This is a genomic window from Phycicoccus sp. Soil748 (genome assembly GCF_001428025.1).
GTDB lineage: Bacteria > Actinomycetota > Actinomycetes > Actinomycetales > Dermatophilaceae > Pedococcus.
On the sequence record NZ_LMSC01000005.1, the window covers coordinates 313,314 to 335,090 of the forward strand.

The following is a 21,777-nucleotide window of genomic DNA, read 5'->3' on the forward strand; positions in this document are numbered from 1 at the left end:
GGACGAGCGGGTCGAGATCATCAGCAGCCTGAAGATGGTCGACGAGGTCTTCGTCGAGGAGTCGCTGGAGAAGAAGCGCGACTACATCCTCGAGCACGGCGCCGACGTGCTCGTCATGGGCGACGACTGGACCGGCAAGTTCGACTGGGTCGGTGACGTGTGCGAGGTGGTCTACCTGCCGCGCACGCCGTTAGTCTCGACCACCGGGCTCATCGAGCACATCGCCAAGATCGCCCCCTGAGGCCGGGTACTGCACGGCGGCCTCGTCGAGCGCGAGCCGGCGGGCGAGCTTGGTGTAGCGGGTCTCGAGGTCGCGGAAGCGCAGGTAGGTCGTCACCGTGAAGCTGAGGAACGCCACCACGAGCGCGTAGAGCACCATGTCGGTGCCGCGGCCGACGCCGACGAGCTGGGCGATCCGGTTCCACACCGACGGGAACAGGATCGAGACCACCGCGAAGGCGGCGAAGAGCAGCAGGCCGAGGCGGCGGATGGCCTGCGCCCGCGCACCGCGCGAACGGAAGAGCCGCGCCACCACCGCGATGACGACGACGATCAGCAGGATCTGGATGAGCACGATCTTCATCGCAGGATCAGCTCCACGAGGATGTTGACGGCGTTCCAGAGCGACTGGCCCTTGGAACGTGAGTAGTCGGTGTAGAGCACGTGGACCGGGCTCTCGCCGTAGCGGATGTCGAGCGCCCCGATCTGGGCGACCAGCTCGGAGGCGTGGGCCATCCGGTTCTGGGTGATCGACAGCCGTGACACGACATCGCGGTTGATGACGCGGAGCCCGTTGTGGGCGTCGGTCAGGCGCGTCTTGGTCGTGAGGTTGGTGTAGGCCACGGCCATCCGCAGCACCAGCTTCTTGAGGGCGCCGGCTTTGGTGCGCTGGTCGAGGAACCGCGACCCGAAGACCACGTCGAGGTTCTCGGCCCGGGCCTTCTCCAGCATCTCCAGCACGTCGGACACCTGGTGCTGGCCGTCGGCGTCGAACGTCACCACCCAGCGCATGCCGGGGTCCGAGAGCGCGTACTCGAAGCCGGTCTGCAGCGCCGCGCCCTGGCCGAGGTTGACCGGGTGGCGCACGACCACCGCGCCCGCGGCGTCGGCGGCGGCCGCCGAGCCGTCGGAGCTGCCGTCGTCGACGCAGACCACATGGGGGAACGTCCGGCGCACGTCGCGCACGACGTCAGCGATCACCTGTTCCTCGTTGAACAGCGGGATCACGAACCATGTGTCCTGCACTCGTACTCCTCGACTCGCCCGGCAGACCGCGCATCAGTCTATGGGGCCGGTGGAGGTCACAAATCGGTCGACACTCTCGCCAACCCCCTGACACCTGCGTGGTCGGTGGGGCATGGTGGGCCCTTGTGGCTGGTGCCCGTTTCCACACGGGCGAGCCCGACCACCTACCGACCACTGGTTGAGGGCACGCCGGGAGCGAGGAGCACGTCATGTCAAGGGTCAGCACACTGAGGCCGCGCCGCTGGGCGTCGCTCGGGGCGGTCGCCGCCGTCGTGGTCGCGATGGGTGCCGTCACGGCCCTGCCCGCCCAGGCCGACGAGGTCTACCCTCGGCCGCCGTCGGGCACGATCTACCTCACCGGCCACGGCTGGGGCCACGGCCACGGCATGTCCCAGTACGGCGCGTACGGCGCCGCGCTGCAGGGCCTCACCTGGCAGCAGATCGTCGACTTCTACTACCCCAACACCGCACGGACGGCGATCGGGAACCCCACCATCCGGGTCAACGTCACCGCGCACCTCGGCAACACGACCCGCGTCGCGCCCGAGGCCGGCCTGAGGGCCTCGTTCGGCACCGCCTACGACCAGGCCGGCTCCTTCGAGCTCAACAGCACCACCTGGGACAAGATCGCCATCCGCGAGTGGCGGGTCGTGCGCCCGACCCTCCAGCCGGGCGTCGCCAGCAAGCCGGTGCTGCAGTACGTCCTCTCGACCGGTGAGGTCCGCACCTCCCCGAAGGTGGCGACCGGACCACAGGTCAACATCTCCAACCCGACGACTGGCCTGGTGAAGGCGCTCAACAGCACGGGCAGCTACACCTACCGGGGCGAGGTGCGCGGCACCCTCATCGGTGCAGCTGGCGCAGAGTCGCTCGTGCCGGTCGTGGCCCTGCCGATGGACTCCTACCTGCGCAGCGTCGTGCCCAGCGAGATGCCGGCGTCCTGGTCGGCCGCTGCGCTCGGCGCGCAGGCCGTGGCAGCCCGCAGCTACGCCAACTACGGTCGCGAGCACCCGCAGAACGCCGCGTTCTACGACACGTGCCCGACGACCGCCTGCCAGGTGTTCAGCGGCTACCAGCGCACCTCAGGTGGGAGCACGACGACCTACGAGTACACCTCGACCAACACCGCGGTCACCGCCACCGGCGGGACGGTGCTCACCTACAACGGCGCCACCGCGTTCACCGAGTTCAGCTCCTCCAACGGCGGATGGAGCTCCGACGGCGGCAAGCCCTACCTCATCGCCAAGCAGGACCCCTACGACGGCGTCTCGGCCAACCCCAACCACACCTGGCGCACGTCGGTCTCGGTGGCGGGCCTCGAGCGGCAGTGGCCGTCCATCGGCAGCTTCCAGCAGCTGGCCATCACCGCGCGCGACGGCCACGGCGACTGGGGCGGCCGGGTCCGCAGCATGGTCATCACGGGCAGCTCCGGCTCGGTGACGGTCTCGGGGTTCACCTTCCAGGCGCGGTTCGGGCTCAAGTCGGAGTGGTTCAAGCCCGACCAGACGGTCTCCGCGCCCTCGTTCCCGCGTGACCTGTCCGGCGACGGGCTCGGCGACGTCGTGGCCGTCCACGGCAGCAAGGGAGCCCTGTGGCTCTACCGCGGCAAGGGGGACGGGAGGGTGACGTCGGCGACGGCGATCAACAGCTCGGACTGGCGCGTCATGCGGCTCACCTTCACCGCCGGCACCTGGAACGCCGACAAGCTGGCCGACGTCATGGCGGTCTGGCCCGACGGGTCCCTGTACGTCTACCCCGGCAAGAGCGGCGGCGGCATCTCGAGCGGGTCCAAGGTGGCGTCGGGGTGGCAGGCATACAACCTCGCCTTCCCGGTCGGCGACTTCGACGGCGACGGCTGCACCGACATCATGTCCCGGCGCGTGGACGACGGGACGCTGTGGCTGCACAGCGGCAACTGCGTCGGCGGCATCAAGGGAGAGCTCAAGGTCGGCAGCAGCGGCTGGGGCGCCTTCACCCAGGTCTCCAGCGCCGGCGACTTCAACGGCGACCGCCGCCCCGACGTGCTCGCCCGCTCCTCCGGCGGGACGCTCTACCTGTACCCGGGCAACGGTGCCGGCGGCTTCGGCTCGCGCACCATCGTCTCCAGCGGGTGGAACACCTACGACGCCCTCTTCTCGGTCGGCGACGCCGGCCGCGACGGGCACGCCGACATCTACGGTCGCGACTCCGCCGGTGTCCTGTGGGTGGTGCCCGGCAACGGCAAGGGCGGCGTGGGCAGCCGGTTCAAGGTGAGCAGCGGCTGGACCGGCCTCTACACCCTGCTGCGCTGACCTGCTGCACGACGAAGGGCCCCGCACCGGCCGGTGCGGGGCCCCTCGTCGTGCCGGTAGTGGGTCAGGCGAGGTCGGTCGTGAAGGCCGGCTCGGTCTTCTCGCGCACCTCGTCCTCGGTCACGCCCTCGGCGAGCTCGCGCAGTACGAGACCCTCGTCGGTGACGTCGAAGACGCACAGGTCGGTGATGATGCGCTGGACGACGCCGCGGCCGGTGAAGGGCAGCGAGCACTCGTCGACGATCTTGTAGGACCCGTCCTTGGCGTTGTGCTCCATGAGGACGATGACCTTCTTGGCTCCGTGGACGAGGTCCATCGCGCCGCCCATGCCCTTGACCATCTTGCCGGGGATCATCCAGTTGGCGATGTCGCCCTTGGCGGAGACCTGCATGGCCCCGAGGATCGCGGCGTCGACCTTGCCGCCGCGGATCATGCCGAAGCTCTGGGCCGAGTCGAAGAACGACGCCCCACGGCGCAGCGTGACGGTCTCCTTGCCGGCGTTGATGAGGTCGGGGTCCTCCTCGCCCTCGTAGGGGTAGGCGCCCACACCGAGGATGCCGTTCTCGGACTGCAGCACGATCTCGACGTCGTCGGGGACGTAGTTGGGGACCAGCGTCGGCAGGCCGATGCCGAGGTTGACGTAGGAGCCGTCGGTCAGCTCCCGGGCGGCGCGGGCCGCCATCTGCTCACGGGTCAGGGCCATGGCTCAGGCCTCCTGGGTCGGGCGGGGACGGGTCGTGTGGCGCTCGATTTTCTTGTCGGCTGCCTGCTCGGGAGTGAGCGGGAGTACGCGGTGCACGTAGATGCCGGGGAGGTGGACGGTGTCGGGGTCGAGCTCGCCGGGCTCGACGAGCTCCTCGACCTCGGCGACGGTGACCCGGCCGGCCATCGCGGCGAGCGGGTTGAAGTTGCGCGAGCTCTTGCGGAAGACGAGGTTGCCGTGCCGGTCGCCCTTCCAGGCGCGGACGAGCCCGAAGTCGGTGACGATGGCGCGCTCGAGGATGAACTCCTTCTCCTGGCCGTCGACCTCGAAGACCTTGCTCTCCTTGGCCGGCGAGGCCTTGGCGACCGAGCCGTCGGCGGCGTAGCGCCAGGGGAGGCCGCCCTCGGCGACCTGGGTGCCGGCACCGGTCACCGTGTAGAAGGCGGGGATGCCCGAGCCGCCGGCGCGCAGCCGCTCGGCCAGCGTGCCCTGCGGCGTCAGCTCGACCTCGAGCTCGCCGGCGAGGTACTGGCGTGCGAACTCCTTGTTCTCGCCGACGTAGGAGGAGACCATGCGCGCGATCCGCTTGTCGCGCAGCAGGATGCCGAGGCCCCACTCGTCGACGCCGCAGTTGTTCGACACCGCCTCGAGGCCGCTCACCCCCGAGTCGTGGATCGCGGTGATGAGCACGCTCGGGACCCCGCAGAGCCCGAAACCGCCCACCGCCAGGGAGGAGCCGTCGACGATCCCGTCGATGGCCTCGGCTACGGAGGAGACGACTTTGTCCATGGCCGGGACTCTAGCCGCCGGGCGACGGCGGCTGTGCGTGGTCCCTCCCCACCAGGTCCGCGGGTCCGCGTGGCCGCGCCACATGCCGGGCCGGGGCCGGACGGGTGGGTCGGGTCGGCCGTACGGCGGAGGCGCGGCGGAACTCCACGGTTGTAGTTCGTCACTTCCGCTTGTGGCGGCTGATCACCAGTGGGACAAATGCTCTGCCTGCTCCGGAAGTGACCTCTGGGACAGGAGTCCGACCCGTCCCGCCGCGCCCCGCTCACGCCGTACCCCGGTATGAGGGGCGCCGTCCCCTGGAGGCTGCTGTGTCGCGTGCCACCCGTGCCCTCGGTGTGCTGAGCATCCCCGTCCTCACGGTGCCGCTGGCGGCTGCCGGTGCCCAGGCCGCGACGCTGCCCAAGCCGCCGAGCAAGGCGCTCCCGTCGGCGCTCGACGTGGCCTCGCCCTACCAGGCGCAGCGGCTCTGCGACCCCGTGGCCAAGCCCGGCGTCACCGCGTTCGCGAAGCTCCTCTCGAGCCACTACGGGCTCGGCACGTCGTCCTACGGCATCATCCGCAACTGCAACAGCGGCGTCACCGAACACTCGGAGGGGCGCGCCTGGGACTGGATGCTCAGCGTCGACAAGCCGAACGAGAAGGCCGTCGCCGACTCGGTGACGGCCTGGCTGTCAGCCCCCGACGCCCAGGGCCGTCCCGGCGCCATGGCCCGTCGCTTCGGGATCATGTACATCATCTGGAACAAGAAGATGTGGCGCGCCTACGACCCCGGCCGGGGCTGGGCGCCCTACACGGGCTCGGCCCCGCACACCGACCACATCCACTTCTCGTTCTCCTGGGACGGCGCCTACGGCCGCACGTCCTGGTGGACCGGCAAGGCCCTGTCCACCGTCAGCCCCGGCCCGTCGGCATCCACGCCGACCTCCACCACCCCCGGTGTCCCGACCACCCCGGCGACCCCCACCAGCTACCCGACGCTGGCCCAGGGGTCGACCGGCCCGGACGTCGCGCTGGCCCAGAAGGTCATCGGTGCCACGCCGGACGGGGTGTTCGGACCGAGGACGGCGGCCGCGCTGCGGACCTGGCAGTCCGCCCACAGCGTCAAGGTCACCGGCGTGCTCGACGCAGCCACCTGGGCCCGGATGGTCGCGCTGCGGCTGGTGCCGGCCCGGGGGACCGCGGTGACACCCGCGCCCGCTCCGGTGCCCGAGCCCGCTCCCGCGCCGACCCCGGCGCCGAGCACCTCCACCGCCAGCCCGCTCGCGCCGTACGCCCGCACCACCCTGCGCCGCGGCTCCACCGGCGCCGCCGTCGTGGCGCTGCAGAAGGCCCTCAAGGTGACGGCCGACGGCGCGTTCGGGCCGCAGACCGAGTCGGCCGTCAAGGCGTTCCAGACCCGCCGCAGCCTGCCTGACAACGGTGTCGTCGGCCCCAGCACCTGGGCAGCCCTCATGGGTAGCACCGCCGCCCCGACCGCGCCGTCGCGCTCGACGCCTGCGCGGGTGACGACGGCGTACACCCCGCTCATGTCGACGGTCCTGCGCACCGGCGCGAAGGGCGCCGCGGTCAAGACCCTGCAGCGCGCCCTGGGGGGCCTGGCCGTCGACGGGTCGTACGGCGCGCGCACCGCGAGCGCGGTCGGCGCGTTCCAGAAGGCGCACGGCCTCAAGGCGACCGGCGTCACCAACGCGCACGTCTGGGCGGCCCTGGAGAACCGTGACTACCCGCTTCGCGCCTACTACTCGACGGTGCTGCGGCAGGGTTCGCGCGGTGCGGCGGTGACGGCTCTGCAGAAGGCGCTGCGCATCACCGCCGACGGCGACTTCGGCCGGGCGACGGCCGGCGCCGTCAAGGCGCTGCAGGGGCGCGCGAAGATCGCGCGCACGGGGACGGTGGCCACGGTGACGTGGAAGGCGGTCGAGGCCGAGCTGCGCCACCGCTAGGGCGTCAGCGTCACGCCCTCGACCGCCTCGCGGCGAGCCTGGTCGTCGGCCGGGAGGGTACCCCGGGACAGGACGACGGACCCGTCCCCGGCCCACGCGGCCAACGCCTGGGTCAGGACGGTGCCGAGGTCTGTGCCGAGGTCGGTGCCGCGCAGGTGCACCCGCGACCCAGCCGGCCAGCCGAGGTCGGCGACGACGTCGGAGTACGGCGTGCGGACCCCGTCGACCTCGAGCGCGACAGCCTCGTCGACCGGCTCCTCCCAGGCCACGAACTGGTCGCCGTGCGTCGACAGCTCGCGGGCCTCGTCCATGGCGTCACCGGTCGGCACGGCCGCCTGGCGCGCGAGGGCGGCGAGGGTCACGACGACTGCCTGCAGCTGGTCCGCAGCGAGGGCAGGGTCGTCGGTGACGACGAGGTCGAGCCTGTCCAGCGCCGCCTCCCCGGGAGTGCGGCCGACCACGACGGTGCCGCCCACGGACCACACGGCCAACGCCCAGTACAAGGCGCGCCAGTGGGGCGGCAGCGCGAGCAGGACGCGCGAGCCGGGCGCCACCTCGAACTCGTCCTGCAGCGCGTTGGCCGCCTTGCTGACCCAGTTGGCCAGGACCTTGGCGCTGAGCTCGATGCGCTCGCCGCGGGTCGGGCCGTCGGTGTCCTCGTAGAAGGTGACCCGCGGGCGAGCGGGGTCGGCGCGGAGCATGGCGGCGAGGACGTCCGGCGGGGTGGGCATGGCCCCACAGTAGGGGCCGATAGCGTTGCGACCCGTGACCAGCCGCGAGCCCCGCAGCTACCCGTCCATCTCCGACCCCGGCGACCTCCCGCTCCTGCGCGGTGAGGCGTGGAGCGGCTGGCTCGTCACCCGGGTCGTCGTGGGCTCGGCCCTGTGGCTGGTGCTCGGCGCGACCGCGGCCGCGGTCCTCGCGCTGGTGGGCCTGTGGCAGCCGTGGGTCGCCCTGCCGGTCCTGGTCGTCCTGGCCCTCGTCGCCGGCTTCCTGTCCGGCAAGGTCCCCGTGAGGCCGCTGCCCGTGTGGTCGGGCGCGCTGCTCGTCACCCTCGCGCTCGCCTCCACCGTGTGGGTCGGGCTCACCCACTCCGAGCAGGTGCTGCCGCGGCGCGACTCCGGGTCCTACCTGCAGTCCTCCATCCAGCTCGCCACCGGCCACGCCCGTCCCGTCGACCTCGCTGCGGACTCGGTCGGCGGCCCCGACGTGCTGCGCATCGACGGCATCACGCTGGCCAGCCCGGCGTTCTACGCCACCGGTTCACCCCAGCACCCGACCATCCAGCCGCAGTTCCCCGTCGGCACCTCGGCCTGGTACTCCGTGGCGTGGTGGCTCGGCGGCGCGACCGCGCTCTTCTGGGCACCCGCGCTGCTCTGGGGGCTCGCCGTGCTGTCGATCGGCCTGCTGGCCTCGCTGCTCACCGGTCCACGCTGGGGGCCGCTGGCAGCGCTCGGTACGGCGGTGGTGTTCCCGCTCGTGCACGTCGCCCGCGCGACGTACTCCGAGCCGGTCGCCCTGCCGGTCCTCGCCGGCGGCCTCGTCGCCCTCGTGCTGGCGGCCCGCAGCGCCCGGGTGGGGGAGGCCGCCGCCGCCCGGTCGGCGGCCCTCGCCACCGGGGTCCTCATGGGCGGTGCGGTCGTCATCCGCGTCGACGCGCTGCGCGAGGCGATCCTCGTGGTCCCCGTCGTGGCGCTCGCCCTGGTGCAGCGGCAGGCGCACGCGCGGGTGCTCGGCTGGGCCACGGCGGGCTCGGCCGTGGTGTCGTTCGGGCTGACCTGGCTCACGTCGAGCGAGTACCTCGGCAGCATCGCCGGGTCGCTGCTGCCGCTCGTGGCCCTCGGCGTCGTGCTCTTCGTCGTGGCCGCGGTCGTCGTCGCCGGCGCCCGGCGCGGGTGGTCGGCCGGCTCGCTGGTGCAGGCATGGCTGCCCCGGGCGCTCGCCGGGCTGTTCGTCGTCATCGGGGTCTTCCTGGCGTCGCGCCCGCTGTGGCAGACGGTGCGGCAGTCGGCCGCCGACCCGGGGTCGCGGGTGGTCGCCGGGCTCCAGGCGCGGCAGGGACTCCCGGTCGACGGGGGCCGCACCTACGCCGAGCAGTCGGTGGTCTGGATGGCCTGGTGGGTGGGCCCCGTGGCGCTGGTGATCGCGCTGGTGGCGGTCGCCGTCCTCGCGCACCGCGCCGCCTCGGCCTGGGTCGACGGACGCGAGCTCCCGGCGTGGGCCGGGCCGGCCGTCGTCGCGGCTGGGTCCACACTGCTCACGCTCTACCGCCCGGGCATCACGCCCGACCACCCGTGGGCCGACCGGCGGCTCGTCATCGCGTTGCCCACCGTCGTGCTCCTCGTCGTCGCAGCCGCAGCAGTGGCCTCCCGCTGGTCGACGCGACGCCTGCCGTACGCCGTCAACGTGGCCGTGAGCATCGGCATCGCGGCCGCGCTGCTCGTGCCCAGCGCCGTGGCCACGCTGCCCCACCTCGGTGAGCGCGTCGAGCTGGGCGAGCTGGCTGCGGTCGACGAGGTCTGTGCCCAGCTGCACCCGGGTGACGTCGTGCTGATGGGCGACAGCAGGGCGGCGAACGAGTGGCCGCAGGTGCTGCGCGGCTACTGCGGCGTGCCGGCGCTGTCGACGACCTCGGCCCTGCGGAACGACCCCGCGCGGTTCGCGGCCGCGGTCGACCAGGTCGCCACGGCCGTCGACGCGCGCGGCGGTCGCCTCGTCCTGCTCGCGGCCGACTCGACCGACGCCCTCACGAAGCTCGGCCTGGCCCACGCGGTGGTCGGCACCGACCGGCGGGTCCGGGAGGACGCCCGGCTGCTCGAACGCCGCCCCGACCACCTCGTCGAGCTCCCCGTCCAGGTGTGGCTGGGTACCCCGAAGCCGTAGTCGCAGGGGGCGCCGCGTTCGCGCCCCAGTTTTCGGCCCTTGGGCCGGTATCCGGGCGAAGTTCTAGCTGCGGCGGGCGAAGGCGTCGGCGGCGAGGCGGCGCACGGCGGCATACGTGCCCTTGTCGGCAGCCACGATGATGCCGGGCGTGAGCGCGGTGGGGGAGTAGGGCGTGCCGTCCGGGTGGCCGACGACGCCGCCGGCCTCGCGCACCATGAGCGCACCGGGGGAGTGGTCCCAGGGGCTGTTGCGGGCGTACAGGATGTAGTCGGCCGCGCCCTCCATGAGCCGCGGGTAGTCGACGCCGCAGCAGACCCACGAGCCGACCAGTGCGGGCAGCGAGCCGAGGGAGTGACCGCGCAGCGGCCAGATCGAGGTGACGCCCCTCGGGGGCACGTCGTCGGGCACGGGTTCGCGGACGACTCGCTCGCCGTTGCGCCAGGTGCCGGAGCCCTTCTCGGCGACCCAGGCCACCCCGTGCTCGGGCTGCCAGATCCAGCCGCGGACGGTCTCGCCCCGGCGGATCTCGCTGACCATGACCGCGTGGTCGGGGGAGCCGTGGACGAAGTTCTTGGTGCCGTCGACCGGGTCGACGGTGAACGCGTGCTCGGCCTCGACGTAGCGGTCCAGCGTCGTCGGGTCGGTCGAGGTCCGCTCCTCGCCCAGGACGAACGCGTCGGGGAACGCCGCCGACAGCTCCCGCGTGAGGATCGCCTCGGACTCCTGGTCGGCGACGGTCACCAGGTCTCCGGGGTTCTTCTCCATCACCTCGCCGTCGGCGAGCGATCGGAACCGCGGCGTGATGACCTCCGCCGCGACGGCCTTCATCAGGTCGAGCACCTGGTCCGTGTCCACGTGCCCACCGTTCCACAGGTCGCCGTGCCAAGCGAAACCAGTCGCCCCGACCCCCACTCCGACCCGCCCCGTACCCGCCCAGCCAGGAGTCTTTGAGCGGTTCACCCGGTGATGGCCGGGTCAACCGCTCAAAGACTGTGGGGTGGGACGGGAGGGTGTGGACAAGTCGACGTCCCACGGGGCTCGAGTCGGCAGGGTGGCGGTCATGGCCACCGACTGGCACCGGCTGCGGGTCCTCGCCGACCAGCAGCGCGACCTCCTGACTCGCCGGCAGTGCCTCGCCGCGGGGATGAGCGCGCACGCCGTCGAGTGGCGGGTGACGAGTGGGCGGTGGGTGGCCGTGCAGCACGGCGTCTACCTGACCCGGCCCGGCCGCGACGACTGGGTCACCCGGGCAACGGCCGCACTCCTGCGATGCAGCTCGGGCGAGCCCGTGGCCGACGCAGCCCTTCGGGGACGGTCTGCCGCCTTCCTGTGGGGTCTGGTGGCTGTCGCCCCGCCCGCGGTCGAGGTCGTGGTGCCGCAGCGGCGTCAGGTCCGGACCGGCGCGGGGATCCGCGTCAGGCGCTCCATGCGGTGGGACGACTTGGTCGACGAGCGGGCCTGGCCCTGGCGGACGACGGTCGCCGCCACCGTCCTCGATGTCGGCACGAGCGGCTCGGCGATCGATGCCGTGGCCCTCGCCGCGCGAGCCGTCCAGAAGGAGCTGGTCTCGGCAGCCGAGCTGCGCCGCGAGCTGCGCGCTCGGGGCGGCCACCGCCACTCAGCAGTCATGGGTCTGGCCCTGGCGGACGTCGCAGCCGGGGCGCAGAGCGGTGCGGAGCTCCTCTACCTGCGCGACGTGGAACGCGCCCACGGCCTGCCTCGCTCGGTGTCGCAGTCGCCGTCGGACCTCGGGAGGCGACGGTGGCACGACCACGAGTACACGGCGTACCGGCTCGTCGTCGAGGTGGACGGCCGCCTCGGTCACGAGCAGTGGTCGGACCGCGTCCGTGACGGGCGGCGCGACCGGCTGCTGTTGGGCCAGGGCCGCACCACCACGCGGGTGTTCTGGAACGACGTCGCTGTGACGCCGTGCCAGACCGCCCACGACATCGCGGCGATCCTGGGCGCCCGCGGGTGGAGCGGTACGGCGCGGCCCTGCCGCCGCCACGGGTGCGCGGTGGGAGTGGGCCCGTGGGCGGCCCGTGGGTGGACCGAGCCCGGGTCTTTGAGCGGTTGACCCGGTCAGGGGCGGGTCAACCGCTCAAAGACCCGGGTATGGCGCAGGGTGAGGCGCGGGGGTGCGGCGCGGGGTTGCTGCCTGTGCGTCGTGGGGGCGGGTGGCGGGTAGGCTCGGCGCCGAGATGAGCGAGCACACCAACACCGGTCAGGCCGTCCCCGTCGCAGGCCCCGCGACTGCCTCGGCGACGAGCCCGGAGACCGAGATGATCCCGACCGCGCCGAGCCCCGAGACCGAGATGATCCCGGCCGCGCCGAGCGGCCAGGAGCAGGGTCCGGTGACCACGGCGGACGGGCAGCTGGCGGTGCACCCGGCCGACGCGGCATACCTGCCGAGCACGGCGGCGACCCCGCAGAGCGCGCAGGACGCCGACAAGCCGTACGTCACCATCGTGCTGCCCTGCTTCAACGAGGCCGAGCACGTCCTGCAGGAGATCGACCGCATCACCACGGCGATGAACGCCAGCGAGTTCACCTACGAGCTGCTCTGCATCGACGACGCGTCCACCGACGACACCCTCGAGGTGCTGCACCAGGCGGCCCGCGACTACGCGAACATCCGCGTCATGCCGTTCCGCCGCAACGGTGGCAGCGGCACGGCCCGCCGGATCGGCACGCAGCAGGCGTACGGCGAGATCGTCGTCTGGACCGACGCCGACATGACCTACGAGAACGAGCGCATCCCCGAGCTCGTGCGGATCCTGCGCGACGACCAGTCCTACGACCAGGTGGTCGGCGCCCGCACCACCGAGGAGGGCACGCACAAGTGGGCCCGCGTCCCGGCGAAGTGGCTGATCCGCAAGATCGCCGAGAAGCTCTCCAACCAGAAGATCCCCGACCTCAACTCGGGCCTGCGCGCGTTCCGCCGCGAGGTGTCGCTTCCCTACCTGCGCCTGCTGCCCCCCGGCTTCAGCTGCGTCACGACGATCACGCTGGCGTTCCTGTCCAACCAGCACGACATCAAGTACGTGCCGACGAGCTATGCCAAGCGCGCGGGCGTCAGCAAGTTCCACTTCGTCCGCGACGCCTACCGCTACATCCTCCAGGTGCTGCGGATGGTCATGTACTTCGACCCGCTCAAGGTGCTCATGCCCCCGGCCCTGTGGCTGGTCGTCATCGGCGTCCTCAAGGCCGTCGTCGACATGGTGCGCCACCCGTTCTACTTCCCGGCGAGCACGGTGCTGCTCATCGTCAGCGGCATCATGATCGGCTCGCTTGCGCTGCTGTCCGACCTGGTCGTGCGCTCGCGCACGGGCGTGTGACGACGCTGCGGTGACGCCCATTGCCGCGCTGAAGGTCGCCGTCGTCGGTCCCACGCACCCCTACAAGGGCGGGGTGGCTGCCCACACGACGAGCCTCGCGCACGAGCTGGCCGAGGCCGGCCACGACGTCACGCTGGTGTCGTGGTCGCACCTGTACCCCTCGAAGCTCTACCCCGGTGAGCAGGCCGTCCCCGGGGGCGCGCCCGACGTCGAGCCGTTCCCGCGCACCGTCCGGGCGCTGAGCTGGGCCCGCCCCGACACCTGGGTGCGGGCCGGGCGTCGCCTGCGCGGGTTCGACGTCGTTGTGGTGGTCCACGTGATCCCGGCGGTCGTCCCGGCTCACCTGGCGCTGCTGCGCGCCGCAGGGGCGGGCCGTCGCGCCACGTCGGCGGCTCTGGGTACGCGTCGACCCGGCACGCGTCGACCCGGACCGCGCACCGTCGTGATCGCCCATAACGTGCTGCCCCACGAGACGCACCTCGGCGACCGCGAGCTCATGCAGCAGCTGTTCGAGCGCGTGGACGCGGTGCTCGTGCACAGCGACGAGCAGGCCCGGCTGGCGCACGAGCTGCACGCGCCTCGCGTCTCGGTCACCGACCTGCCGCCCCACCTGCCCGGCGGCGCCCCCGTCGAGCGCACCACCCACGACGGCCCACCGCGGCTGCTCGCGCTGGGGATGGTGCGCGACTACAAGGGTGTCGACCTGCTCATGGAGGCGCTGGCCCAGGTGCCGGGCCCGACCCTGACGGTCGCGGGCGAGATGTGGGGCTCCAGCGGCGAACGCGTCAAGGAGCTGGCGCAGGACCCGCGGCTGCGAGGCCGCGTCGAGGTGCACGGCGGCTACGTGCCTGCCGACCGGCTGGCCCCGCTGCTGGCGTCGCACGACGTGCTGGCCCTGACCTACCGCAGCGCCACCGCCTCCCAGAACGCCCTCCTCGGCCGCCAGCACGGCCTGCCGGTCCTCGCCTCCGACGTCGGCACGTTCGGCAGCCAGGTGCGCCACGGTGTCGACGGCCTGCTCGTGCCACCCAACGACAAGGACGCCCTCGTGGAGGCGCTGCGCCGCCTCGCCGACCGCGACTACACCGAGCAGCTGCGCGCTGCCGTGCGGCCGCCGGACCTGTCGGGGCCGTGGGCCAACTACGTCGGCACCATCGAGGCGCTCGCCGCCGTCGAGCCGGCCGAGACGGACGACAACGACACCGACACCCGTGGCACCGACACCCGCGGCACCGGCACCGGCACCGCCGGTGCCCGCGCCAGCACCGACGTCCCGGGCTCCGGCGACCACACGGGCGGCACGGGCCCGGCGGCAGTCGTCGGCCACCTGCGCCACCGGGTGTCCTCGGCGGTGCGCGGCCTGGTCGCGGCGTCACGGCCCGAGGTCGAGCTCGGCCGCGCCGACCTCCCCGACTGGATCCACCCCTCCGACATCCTCGCCGACGGGCACGACGCCGACGAGGCGAAGGCGTTCGCCCGGTCGCTGGGCCTGCCGCGCTGCAGCGACGGCATCGCCGCCTGGGCCGCGCTCGGTGCCCTCGCCGCCATCGTCCGAGTCCGCGACGACGGCCGTCGCAGCGCGGTCATCGTCGACGAGTCGGGCGCCCGCTCACCCCTGTCGCGGTGGGCCAGGGCGATCGGGTTCGCCCCCGTCGAGCTCGAGCTCACCGGCCACCGCTCCAGCGTCGAGGTCCTCGACGTCGACACCGCGTCGCTCGACGTCATCGTCCGTCTGCACCCCGGCGGCTGCGACGCCGACGACGTCGACGAGGCGATGAGCCAGGCGTCGTGGGCGCTGAAGTCCGGTGGGCTGCTGTGCACCACCCTGCCGATCGGCCCGGGCAGCGCCGAGGGCGCCCTCGGACCGGCCGACGTCCGGGCCGTCCTCGCCCGGGCCCACGACCTCGGCTTCGTCCTGGTCGGCGACCTCGACGGCGACATCACCGGGCGGATGCGGCAGGCGTCGGGCACCTCCACCCGCGCCGACACGGCATACGGGCTGCTGCGGCTGACCCTGAGGAGGCGTTGATGAGTCGCGCCCGCGTCTCCACCGTCCTGCGCATCGTGCTCGCCCTGCTCGTCGTCGCAGCCGTCGCGGTCGCGGTCGCCCGCAACTGGGCCGACGTGTCCGCCGACATCGACAAGGTCGAGGGCGGCACCTTCGTCCTCGCCGCCGCGCTCGCCTGCATCCCCCCGGTCCTGACCATGCTGGGCTGGCGCGTCCTGCTGGCCGAGCTGGGCTCGCCGCTGCACGTCGCGCCGTCCGGTGGGGTGTTCTTCGTCGGGCAGCTGGGCAAGTACCTGCCCGGCGCCGTGTGGAGCATCGTCGCCCAGGCGGAGATGGGGGCTCGGCTGCACATCCCGCGCCGGCGCTCGGCGGTCGTGGCGTTCCTCTCCGTGGCCATCGCCGCGATCTGCGGGCTCATCGTCGGCCTCCCCGCGGTGCCGCTGCTCATCACCGGGAGCGACTCCTCGACGGCGGGGTGGCTGGCGCTGGTCGCCGTCCCCGTCCTCGCGGTCGCCTTCTACCCGCCCCTGCTCAACTGGGGGGTCGCCACCGTGCTGCGTGTCCTGCGGCGCGAACCCCTCGAGCGGCAGCTCTCCGGCCGCGCGATCGCCAAGGCGAGCGGCCTGTTCGTCCTCACGTGGATCTGCTCCGGCCTGCACGCCCTCGTCCTGCTGCGGGCCACCGGGGCGACCGCCGACGTCTCGGGCCTGCTCGTCGCGACGCTGTGCGGGTTCGCGCTCGCCTCGTCGCTGGCGATGTTCAGCGTCGTCCTGCCCGCCGGGGTCGGGGTGCGCGAGGGCCTGCTGGTGCTCATGCTCGCGCCGGTCAGCTCGACCTCGGCCGCCACCGCGGTCGTCGTGCTCTCTCGGTTCCTCACCGTGCTGGCCGACGTCCTCTTCGCGCTGCTCGGGTGGGCCTACGCCCGCCGCCACCACCTGCTCACCTCACGCGAGGAACGCGAGCGCGACCACGTCGTCGTCGACGACGCGCCCGCGGGATAGGTTGGCGCCCATGACCACACCAGACGAGGCGTCTGCCTCGGGCCAGGTGGCCGCACCGCCCGGGGGACCCCTGCTCGCCGTCGCCAAGCGCGCGGCCGAACGTGTCCTGTGGGCCCGCGTCGCCGTCCAGCGTCGTGCCGAGTCACGGCGCGGGTATGCCGCCAACCGCCCGGTCCCCACCACCGTCGCCCCCACCGCGGTGCTGCGCACCGCCGCCGACTGGGAGGCAGCGGTCGCCGAGGGCCGGCACCTGCGACTGCCACTGCACCGCGACCTGCCGAAGAACTGGGACGCGCTCGGTGCCGTCGGTGCGGTGCTGCGCCTCGCCGACGACGGCACGCGCTCGGCGAGGGTGATGGACGCCGGCAGCGCCCGCTACTCACCCGTCCTGCCCTGGCTGCGGCTCTACGGCCTGGGCGAGGCGCCCGGGTCGCTGCTCGGGATCAACCTCGAGTTCGGCGCCGAGGTGCACCGCGACGGCGTCGTCTTCCGGCACGGTGACGTGACCGCCACCGGGCTGCCCGACGGCTCGCTCGACGCGGTCACCTGCATGTCGGTCATCGAGCACGGCGTACCCGTGGCGGCGTTCCTGCACGAGACCGCCCGCGTGCTGCGCCCCGGCGGGGTGCTGTGCGTCTCCACCGACTACGACCAGTCGCCGCCCGACACCACCGGCCGCACGGCGTATGGCAGCGAGGTCAAGATCTTCGGTCCCGAGGACATCCGAGAGCTGGTCGCGACGGCCGACGCCGCGGGCCTCGAGCTCGTCGGCGACCTCGCCACCTCGGACGCCCTCTCGCACGCCGAGCGCCCGGTGCACTGGGACCGCGTCGGGCTGGACTACACGTTCATCCTGCTCACGTTCCGCCGTCGCTGAGCCGGACACGAAAGGCGCCGCCCCGCAAGTGGGCGGCGCCTTCGTCGTGAGGGCAGGGAGGGGCGTCAGGCGGCGCCGGGCTCCTGGGTGTCGCTGGCCGGGTACTTCTTCACGAAGTCGATGACGGCCTGGCCGGACAGGTCGCCGCACATCTGGCGGTGGCCTGCGTCCTTGGCCCAGTGCGCGAGGGCGTAGGGCTTGCCGGCCGGGAACGCGCCACGGCTGGCGTCCCACTCGACGACCTTGAACTTGCCCGAGGACTCGGGGAGCTTGTCGGCCTTGTCGGCGACGTCCTTGAGCAGCGCGGTGTCCTTCACCTTGCTGCCGTCGTACCAGAGGATCGTGTAGCCGTGCTCGAGGTTGTGCACGAGGGTCTCGAGCGGCGGGCGGTCGGCCGCGGTGTAGAAGCCGCGTCCGCTGACGTCGGGGGTCGCGAAGTGCGGGCCGTGGCTCGGCGGGACGGTGTCGTACTTCACCGAGGTCTCGTCGGGCTTGTTGGTGCCCGGGCCGACGTGCTCGCCGCTGCCGCCGCCGGCGTCGGTGGTGACCGGGTCGCAGGAGGCCGCGGCCACGGAGACCCCGAGGTTGGGCAGCTGACCGGACTTGGCGTCGTCGACGGCATACGCCACGACACCGCCGAGGCCCAGCAGCAGGACGACGAGGGCGATGCCGATGCCGGCCTTGACCTTGCGCTCCTTGGCCTTCTGCTGGCTCTGGATCTCGGCCAGGCGCGCCTTGCGGTCCTGGCTGACTCGCTTGTTGCTCACGGGTTCCTCGGTGGCTCGGGGTCGGGTCGCGCAGAGTCTACGGGCCCCACCTTGGGTCGTTGTCACCCGAACGCGCGACACTGGCCGCATGTCCCCGAGCCCGTCGACGACCGCAGAGCACCGTCGCGTGTGGCGCTCGCCGCGGCCGGTGTCGGTGGGCCTGCTCATCTCGATCCTGCGTCGCGGCGGCGGCGACCCGACGTTCCAGCCCGACCGCGGCGACGGCTGGTGGCTGGGGCTGCCGACGCCCGCCGGCCCGGCCACCCTGCGCCTCGAGCAGCGTGACGACCTCGGGGAGGTGGTGGCCACCGCATGGGGCCCCGGTGCCCAGTGGGTGCTCGCGCAGGTGCCCGAGCTGCTCGGGGACGCCGACGACGACAGCGGCTTCGTCGCCCACCACCCGCAGGTCGAGCGTGCGCAGCGCCGGTATGCCGCGTGGCACGTCCCGCGGTCCGGCCTGGTCATGCACGCGCTGGTGCCCGGCATCATCGAGCAGAAGGTCACAGGGCAGGAGGCCTTCGGCGGCTACCGGCGGCTCGTGCACCGGTTCGGGTCGCGCGCTCCCGGGCCGGGGCAGGAGCGGCGCCTGTGGGTCGCCCCCGACGCGGCGACCTGGGCGACCGTGCCGTCGTGGGAGTGGCTGCGTGCGTCCGTGGACGGGGCCCGCTCGGCGACGGTGGTGCGCGCGGCCAAGGTCGCCGGACGGCTGGAGGAGTGCGTCGGGCTCACGGCGACGCAGGCGCGGGCCCGGCTGCGCGCCGTACCCGGCATCGGCGTGTGGACGTCGTCGGAGGTGGCGCAGCGAGCGCTCGGCGACGCCGACGCGGTGAGCTTCGGCGACTACCACGTGGCCAAGAACATCACCTGGGCGCTGCTGGGCGAGGCCCGCGACGACGACGTCCTCGCCGAGCTGCTCGAGCCCTACCGCGGGCACCGCTACCGCGTGCAGCGGCTGCTCGAGCTCGACGGCCACTTCCGGCCGCGCCGAGGGCCCCGGATGGCGCCGCGCACCCACCTCCCCGGGCGGGTCTGACGCGCCCGCCAGGCGACGGCGTCGTCAGGTCCAGCGGCGTTCGGTGACGGTGAGGGTGGCCTCGAGCCCGTCGACCTCTGCAGGGGCCCCGGCGTGCAGGGACTCGCCCCACAGCGCGACCTGCAGGCGGGCCACGGCCACGCCGAGCTCGTAGCCGCTCGGGGCACTGACGCGCAGCTCGTAGGTGTCGGCCGCGGTCGCGGCCCCCGTGCCTGTGCTACCGCGGCTCCCGACGTCGACCCCGGCCTCGGGGGCGCCGCGCAGGGCCACGGCGACGGCCCGGCCGAGGCGGTCGGCCACGGGTTCGGGTGCCACTGAAGGGATCCCGTCCTCGAGGGCGGCAGCAGTGCCGGGCGCCGTGCCGAGCGCCGAGCGCACGGCCTCGACGCTGCCCAGCCCGAACCAGTCGGTGGGGCCGTGCCGCAGCAGGGCCCGCGCGCCGGGCCCGGCGTCGGCGCTCGCCCACCGCGACCCGCGGACGACCGCGGCAGGCACGGCGTCGGTCTTGCCCTTGACGAGGTCGGCCGCGGCGGCGAGCTCGTCGGCCACCGCCCGCGCGGTGACGTGCAGGGGGCGCTCGTCCGCGTCGACGCCGCCGCGCAGGTCGTCGAGCACCTCGAGGCCACTGGCGCCCAGGGCGAAGTCGGTCTGCCCGCCGCGCCACGGACGTCCGGCAGTGTCACTGAGCACCACCCCGAGGCGCTGCAGCCCCGTGGCGGCGAGCAGCGTGAGCCGCAGACGGTCCGCCTCGGCGTCGGGGTCGGCCGGCAGGACCAGCACGTCGTCGCGGCCGCCGGTGTTGGAGGCGTCGACACCGGCGGCCGCCATGACCGGCCCGGCGACCGCCTGCACGACCTGCGTGACGCGGTCACCGGCACGGCGCTCGGCCACGACGCGCACCGTCTGAGCAGCGACGACGGCGGTGTGGTCGGCGCCGTCCGCCCAGAGGCCGAGCGACTTGGAGACGACCTTGCTGGAGACGACGAGCACGTCACCGTCGACGAGCTCGAGGCCGGACGAAGCCAGCGCCGTGAGCAGCAGGTCGGCGAGGTCGTCGTCGGTGTGGACCTCGGGGACCCCGGTCACCGGCAGCAGCGTCAGGCCGGCCACGGTTCAGTGCCCAGCGGCGGCACCGGGGCCGGCGAGCTCGAGGGCCAGGTCGAGGGCGGCGCCGGCGATGTCGGCGGCGGCGTCGCGGTCGGTCATGAGCAGCGGCCGGGCGCGGACCGTGGCGCGGGGGAGGCGCACGCCGGCGGCGTCCTCCTGCGAGACCAGCCACCCGTCGAGGAAGTCCTCGTAGAGGCCGGCGACGGCAGAGGCCGTGGTGTCGACCCCGATGGCGGCCAGGCAGGCGTCGGCGTGGCCGCGCACCGGTAGGCCGCCGATGAGGGGGGAGACGCCCACGACGGGAGCAGCGGTGCCCCGCAACGCATCTCGCACACCCGGCACGCCGAGGATGATGCCGATCGAGACCACTGGGTTGCTCGGCGGGAGGAGGACGACGTCGGCCTGCCGGATGGCGTCGAGGACGCCCGGGGCCGGGGTGGCGCGGTCCATGCCGACCGCGATGAACCGCTGTGCGGGGATCGAGGCCTGGTGCCGCACCCACCACTCCTGGAAGTGGATCGCGCGCTGGCCCTCGTCGTCCTCGACGACGACGTGGGTCTCGACGGGGGAGTCGGTCATCGGCAGCAGCCGGACGTGCTGGTCGGGCAGCCCCCACCGTTGCGAGAGCCGGGCCGTGACCTCCGAGAGCGAGACGCCCTGGCCGAGCCACTGCGAGCGGACGACGTGGGTGCCGAGGTCGAGGTCGCCGAGCCCGAACCACTGGGGCACGGCGCCGTACGCCGCGAGCTCGCCCTGCACGCGGTGGGTCTCCTCCGCGCGCCCCCAGCCCTGGCCCTCGTGGATCCCGCCGCCGAGGGTGTACATCAGCGTGTCGAGGTCGGGGCACACCCGCAGCCCGAACAGGCTGATGTCGTCGCCGGTGTTGCCGATGACGGTCAGCTCGGTGTCGCCGAGGCCGGGGGTGCGGTCGAGGTGGGTGCGGAGGCCGCGCAGGAAGCGTGCGCCTCCGACGCCACCGGCCAGTGCCGTGATGCGCATGAGCTGCAGTCTTCCAGCAGGTCCACCGGCGCGTCCCCCGGGCCCATCCGCGGGGCCGCCTGTCGGGGCCGCCCGCGAGGGGACGCGCCCGGAGCCATGCCGGCGGAGCAACCCCCAGCCCGGCCACAGGGTGCCCACAGGTGGCCGCCGCACCGTCGGGGTATGAGATCACGAGACCCCCAGCGCGTCCTCCGCGCGATCCGCCGCACCACGGTCGGGTCGCTGCTGGCAGCCCTCGTCGGCTCCGGCTTCGTGGCGGTCCACCTGGCCGGCGACCACGCGAGCGCCGCCGCGGCCGCCGCGACCCGCGCCTCCGACGACCGTGCCGTCCGTGACGAGCAGGTGCCCCAGCCGGAGCCCACGCCGCAACCGGTACGGCGCCCGAGCACCAGGACCCGGCACCACACGACGCGCAAGGCCCCGGCCCCGGCGCCGGCGCAGCAGGGCTTCCAGCCGGTGGCGCCGGTGCAGCCGAGCACCGGCCCCGCGCAGTCCGGCAGCGGCGGCTCGTGAACCCCTGCCCGTCACCCGTCGTCCTCTGTGCTGCGGGTCTTTGAGGTGCTGCGGGTCTTTGAGCGGTTGACCCGGTCAGGACCGGGTCAACCGCTCAAAGACCCCACCAACACCAGGGACCAACACCAGGGACCAGCACCAGGGACCAGCACCAGAGACCAGCACCAGAGACCAGCACCAGAGACCAGCACCAGGAGACCAGCACCAGGGGACGGGGCTGGCGAGGACGCACTGCAGGTCCACAGGAAACCCACATCCGCCCCGGACCGGCTCCGTAGCT

19 protein-coding genes and 1 pseudogene are annotated in these 21,777 nt (G+C 73.4%); 11 read left to right on the plus strand and 9 right to left on the minus strand.

What is annotated here, in order from left to right; genetic code table 11:
- Positions 1-241 (plus strand): annotated as a pseudogene (locus tag ASG70_RS20300) (glycerol-3-phosphate cytidylyltransferase); the annotation flags it as partial.
- On the opposite strand, the gene ASG70_RS03975 reads toward ASG70_RS20300, so the two are convergent.
- Positions 191-583, minus strand: coding sequence for a DUF2304 domain-containing protein (locus ASG70_RS03975; protein WP_056882535.1), 393 nt, complete (start codon positions 581-583; stop codon positions 191-193). The pseudogene ASG70_RS20300 and the gene ASG70_RS03975 overlap by 51 nt on opposite strands.
- On the minus strand, positions 580-1,245 hold the full coding sequence (locus ASG70_RS03980; protein WP_056882536.1) for a glycosyltransferase family 2 protein: 666 nt from the start codon (positions 1,243-1,245) through the stop codon (positions 580-582). Before ASG70_RS03980 ends, ASG70_RS03975 begins: the two co-directional genes overlap by 4 nt.
- Positions 1,246-1,454: 209 nt before the next feature.
- On the opposite strand from ASG70_RS03980, the gene ASG70_RS03985 reads away from it, so the two are divergent.
- The gene (locus tag ASG70_RS03985; protein WP_056882537.1) at positions 1,455-3,536 is read left to right on the plus strand and encodes a SpoIID/LytB domain-containing protein; all 2,082 of its coding nucleotides are present in this window, start codon (positions 1,455-1,457) and stop codon (positions 3,534-3,536) included.
- Positions 3,537-3,600: 64 nt separating this feature from the next.
- On the opposite strand, the gene ASG70_RS03990 is transcribed toward ASG70_RS03985, so the two are convergent.
- Together ASG70_RS03990 and ASG70_RS03995 are read right to left on the minus strand one after the other, a co-directional pair.
- Complete coding sequence (locus ASG70_RS03990) at positions 3,601-4,239, minus strand: CoA transferase subunit B (RefSeq protein ID WP_056882538.1); 639 nt, start codon at positions 4,237-4,239, stop codon at positions 3,601-3,603.
- 3 nt (positions 4,240-4,242) lie between these two features.
- Positions 4,243-5,028, minus strand: coding sequence for a CoA transferase subunit A (locus ASG70_RS03995; RefSeq protein ID WP_056882539.1), 786 nt, complete (start codon positions 5,026-5,028; stop codon positions 4,243-4,245).
- Positions 5,029-5,336: 308 nt separating this feature from the next.
- Between ASG70_RS03995 and ASG70_RS04000 the strand changes: the two genes are divergently transcribed.
- Positions 5,337-6,971, plus strand: a complete 1,635-nt coding sequence (locus ASG70_RS04000) for a peptidoglycan-binding protein (RefSeq protein ID WP_056882540.1) — start codon at positions 5,337-5,339, stop codon at positions 6,969-6,971.
- Here ASG70_RS04000 and ASG70_RS04005 read toward each other — a convergent pair.
- Positions 6,968-7,702 (minus strand): TIGR03089 family protein, encoded by a 735-nt coding sequence (locus ASG70_RS04005; RefSeq protein ID WP_056882541.1) that lies wholly within the window; start codon positions 7,700-7,702, stop codon positions 6,968-6,970. The two genes, ASG70_RS04000 and ASG70_RS04005, sit on opposite strands and share 4 nt — an antisense overlap.
- A 34-nt stretch (positions 7,703-7,736) precedes the next feature.
- Between ASG70_RS04005 and ASG70_RS04010 the strand changes: the two genes are divergently transcribed.
- Positions 7,737-9,854, plus strand: a complete 2,118-nt coding sequence (locus ASG70_RS04010; RefSeq protein WP_056882542.1) for a hypothetical protein — start codon at positions 7,737-7,739, stop codon at positions 9,852-9,854.
- A 63-nt stretch (positions 9,855-9,917) separates the two neighbouring features.
- On the opposite strand, the gene ASG70_RS04015 is transcribed toward ASG70_RS04010, so the two are convergent.
- Positions 9,918-10,709 carry an inositol monophosphatase gene (locus ASG70_RS04015; protein ID WP_056882543.1) on the minus strand — a complete coding sequence of 264 codons (792 nt, stop codon included), beginning with the start codon at positions 10,707-10,709 and terminating at the stop codon, positions 9,918-9,920.
- Between the two features lie 205 nt (positions 10,710-10,914).
- Between ASG70_RS04015 and ASG70_RS04020 the strand changes: the two genes are divergently transcribed.
- The 5 genes from ASG70_RS04020 (at position 10,915) to ASG70_RS04040 (ending at position 17,078) form a co-directional block, all read left to right on the plus strand.
- On the plus strand, positions 10,915-11,931 hold the full coding sequence (locus ASG70_RS04020; protein ID WP_056882544.1) for a type IV toxin-antitoxin system AbiEi family antitoxin domain-containing protein: 1,017 nt from the start codon (positions 10,915-10,917) through the stop codon (positions 11,929-11,931).
- Between the two features lie 124 nt (positions 11,932-12,055).
- On the plus strand, positions 12,056-13,192 hold the full coding sequence (locus ASG70_RS04025) for a glycosyltransferase family 2 protein (protein ID WP_235531326.1): 1,137 nt from the start codon (positions 12,056-12,058) through the stop codon (positions 13,190-13,192).
- A gap of 10 nt (positions 13,193-13,202) precedes the next feature.
- Positions 13,203-15,221, plus strand: a complete 2,019-nt coding sequence (locus ASG70_RS04030) for a glycosyltransferase family 4 protein (protein ID WP_056882545.1) — start codon at positions 13,203-13,205, stop codon at positions 15,219-15,221.
- A complete protein-coding gene (locus ASG70_RS04035) occupies positions 15,221-16,201 on the plus strand; it encodes a lysylphosphatidylglycerol synthase transmembrane domain-containing protein (RefSeq protein ID WP_056882546.1) in 981 nt (326 codons plus the stop codon). The genes ASG70_RS04030 and ASG70_RS04035 overlap by 1 nt, the downstream gene beginning before the upstream one ends.
- 10 nt (positions 16,202-16,211) lie before the next feature.
- Positions 16,212-17,078: a class I SAM-dependent methyltransferase gene (locus ASG70_RS04040; protein WP_056882547.1), complete on the plus strand. Its 867-nt coding sequence runs from the start codon at positions 16,212-16,214 to the stop codon at positions 17,076-17,078.
- Positions 17,079-17,143: 65 nt separating this feature from the next.
- Here the strand turns inward: ASG70_RS04040 and ASG70_RS04045 are convergent, their stop codons facing one another.
- Entirely contained in the window at positions 17,144-17,845 is a 702-nt protein-coding gene (locus tag ASG70_RS04045) for a DUF3105 domain-containing protein (RefSeq protein WP_056882548.1), read from the minus strand.
- Positions 17,846-17,933: 88 nt separating this feature from the next.
- On the opposite strand from ASG70_RS04045, the gene ASG70_RS04050 reads away from it, so the two are divergent.
- Positions 17,934-18,878, plus strand: coding sequence for a DNA-3-methyladenine glycosylase (locus ASG70_RS04050; RefSeq protein ID WP_056882549.1), 945 nt, complete (start codon positions 17,934-17,936; stop codon positions 18,876-18,878).
- A 24-nt stretch (positions 18,879-18,902) separates the two neighbouring features.
- On the opposite strand, the gene ASG70_RS04055 is transcribed toward ASG70_RS04050, so the two are convergent.
- Both ASG70_RS04055 and cofD read right to left on the minus strand, forming a co-directional pair.
- On the minus strand, positions 18,903-19,988 hold the full coding sequence (locus ASG70_RS04055) for a coenzyme F420-0:L-glutamate ligase (protein WP_056882550.1): 1,086 nt from the start codon (positions 19,986-19,988) through the stop codon (positions 18,903-18,905).
- Between the two features lie 3 nt (positions 19,989-19,991).
- The gene (gene cofD, locus ASG70_RS04060; protein ID WP_056882551.1) at positions 19,992-20,984 is read right to left on the minus strand and encodes a 2-phospho-L-lactate transferase; all 993 of its coding nucleotides are present in this window, start codon (positions 20,982-20,984) and stop codon (positions 19,992-19,994) included.
- A gap of 162 nt (positions 20,985-21,146) precedes the next feature.
- Here cofD and ASG70_RS04065 point away from each other — a divergent pair, with 162 nt between their 5' ends.
- Positions 21,147-21,497, plus strand: a complete 351-nt coding sequence (locus tag ASG70_RS04065) for a hypothetical protein (protein ID WP_056882552.1) — start codon at positions 21,147-21,149, stop codon at positions 21,495-21,497.
- The last annotated feature ends 280 nt before the right edge of the window (positions 21,498-21,777 follow it).

Bases quoted from the DNA above. Each gene is read 5' to 3' on its own strand.
- ASG70_RS04065 (WP_056882552.1), top strand. From the start codon at position 21,147: ATGAGATCACGAGACCCCCAGCGCGTCCTCCGCGCGATCCGCCGCACC.
- ASG70_RS04050 (WP_056882549.1), top strand. From the start codon at position 17,934: ATGTCCCCGAGCCCGTCGACGACCGCAGAGCACCGTCGCGTGTGGCGC.
- cofD (WP_056882551.1), bottom strand. From the start codon at position 20,984: ATGCGCATCACGGCACTGGCCGGTGGCGTCGGAGGCGCACGCTTCCTG.
- ASG70_RS04025 (WP_235531326.1), top strand. From the start codon at position 12,056: ATGAGCGAGCACACCAACACCGGTCAGGCCGTCCCCGTCGCAGGCCCC.
- ASG70_RS04005 (WP_056882541.1), bottom strand. From the start codon at position 7,702: ATGCCCACCCCGCCGGACGTCCTCGCCGCCATGCTCCGCGCCGACCCC.
- ASG70_RS03995 (WP_056882539.1), bottom strand. From the start codon at position 5,028: ATGGACAAAGTCGTCTCCTCCGTAGCCGAGGCCATCGACGGGATCGTC.
- ASG70_RS03975 (WP_056882535.1), bottom strand. From the start codon at position 583: ATGAAGATCGTGCTCATCCAGATCCTGCTGATCGTCGTCGTCATCGCG.
- ASG70_RS04035 (WP_056882546.1), top strand. From the start codon at position 15,221: ATGAGTCGCGCCCGCGTCTCCACCGTCCTGCGCATCGTGCTCGCCCTG.
- ASG70_RS03990 (WP_056882538.1), bottom strand. From the start codon at position 4,239: ATGGCCCTGACCCGTGAGCAGATGGCGGCCCGCGCCGCCCGGGAGCTG.
- ASG70_RS04040 (WP_056882547.1), top strand. From the start codon at position 16,212: ATGACCACACCAGACGAGGCGTCTGCCTCGGGCCAGGTGGCCGCACCG.
- ASG70_RS03985 (WP_056882537.1), top strand. From the start codon at position 1,455: ATGTCAAGGGTCAGCACACTGAGGCCGCGCCGCTGGGCGTCGCTCGGG.
- ASG70_RS04020 (WP_056882544.1), top strand. From the start codon at position 10,915: ATGGCCACCGACTGGCACCGGCTGCGGGTCCTCGCCGACCAGCAGCGC.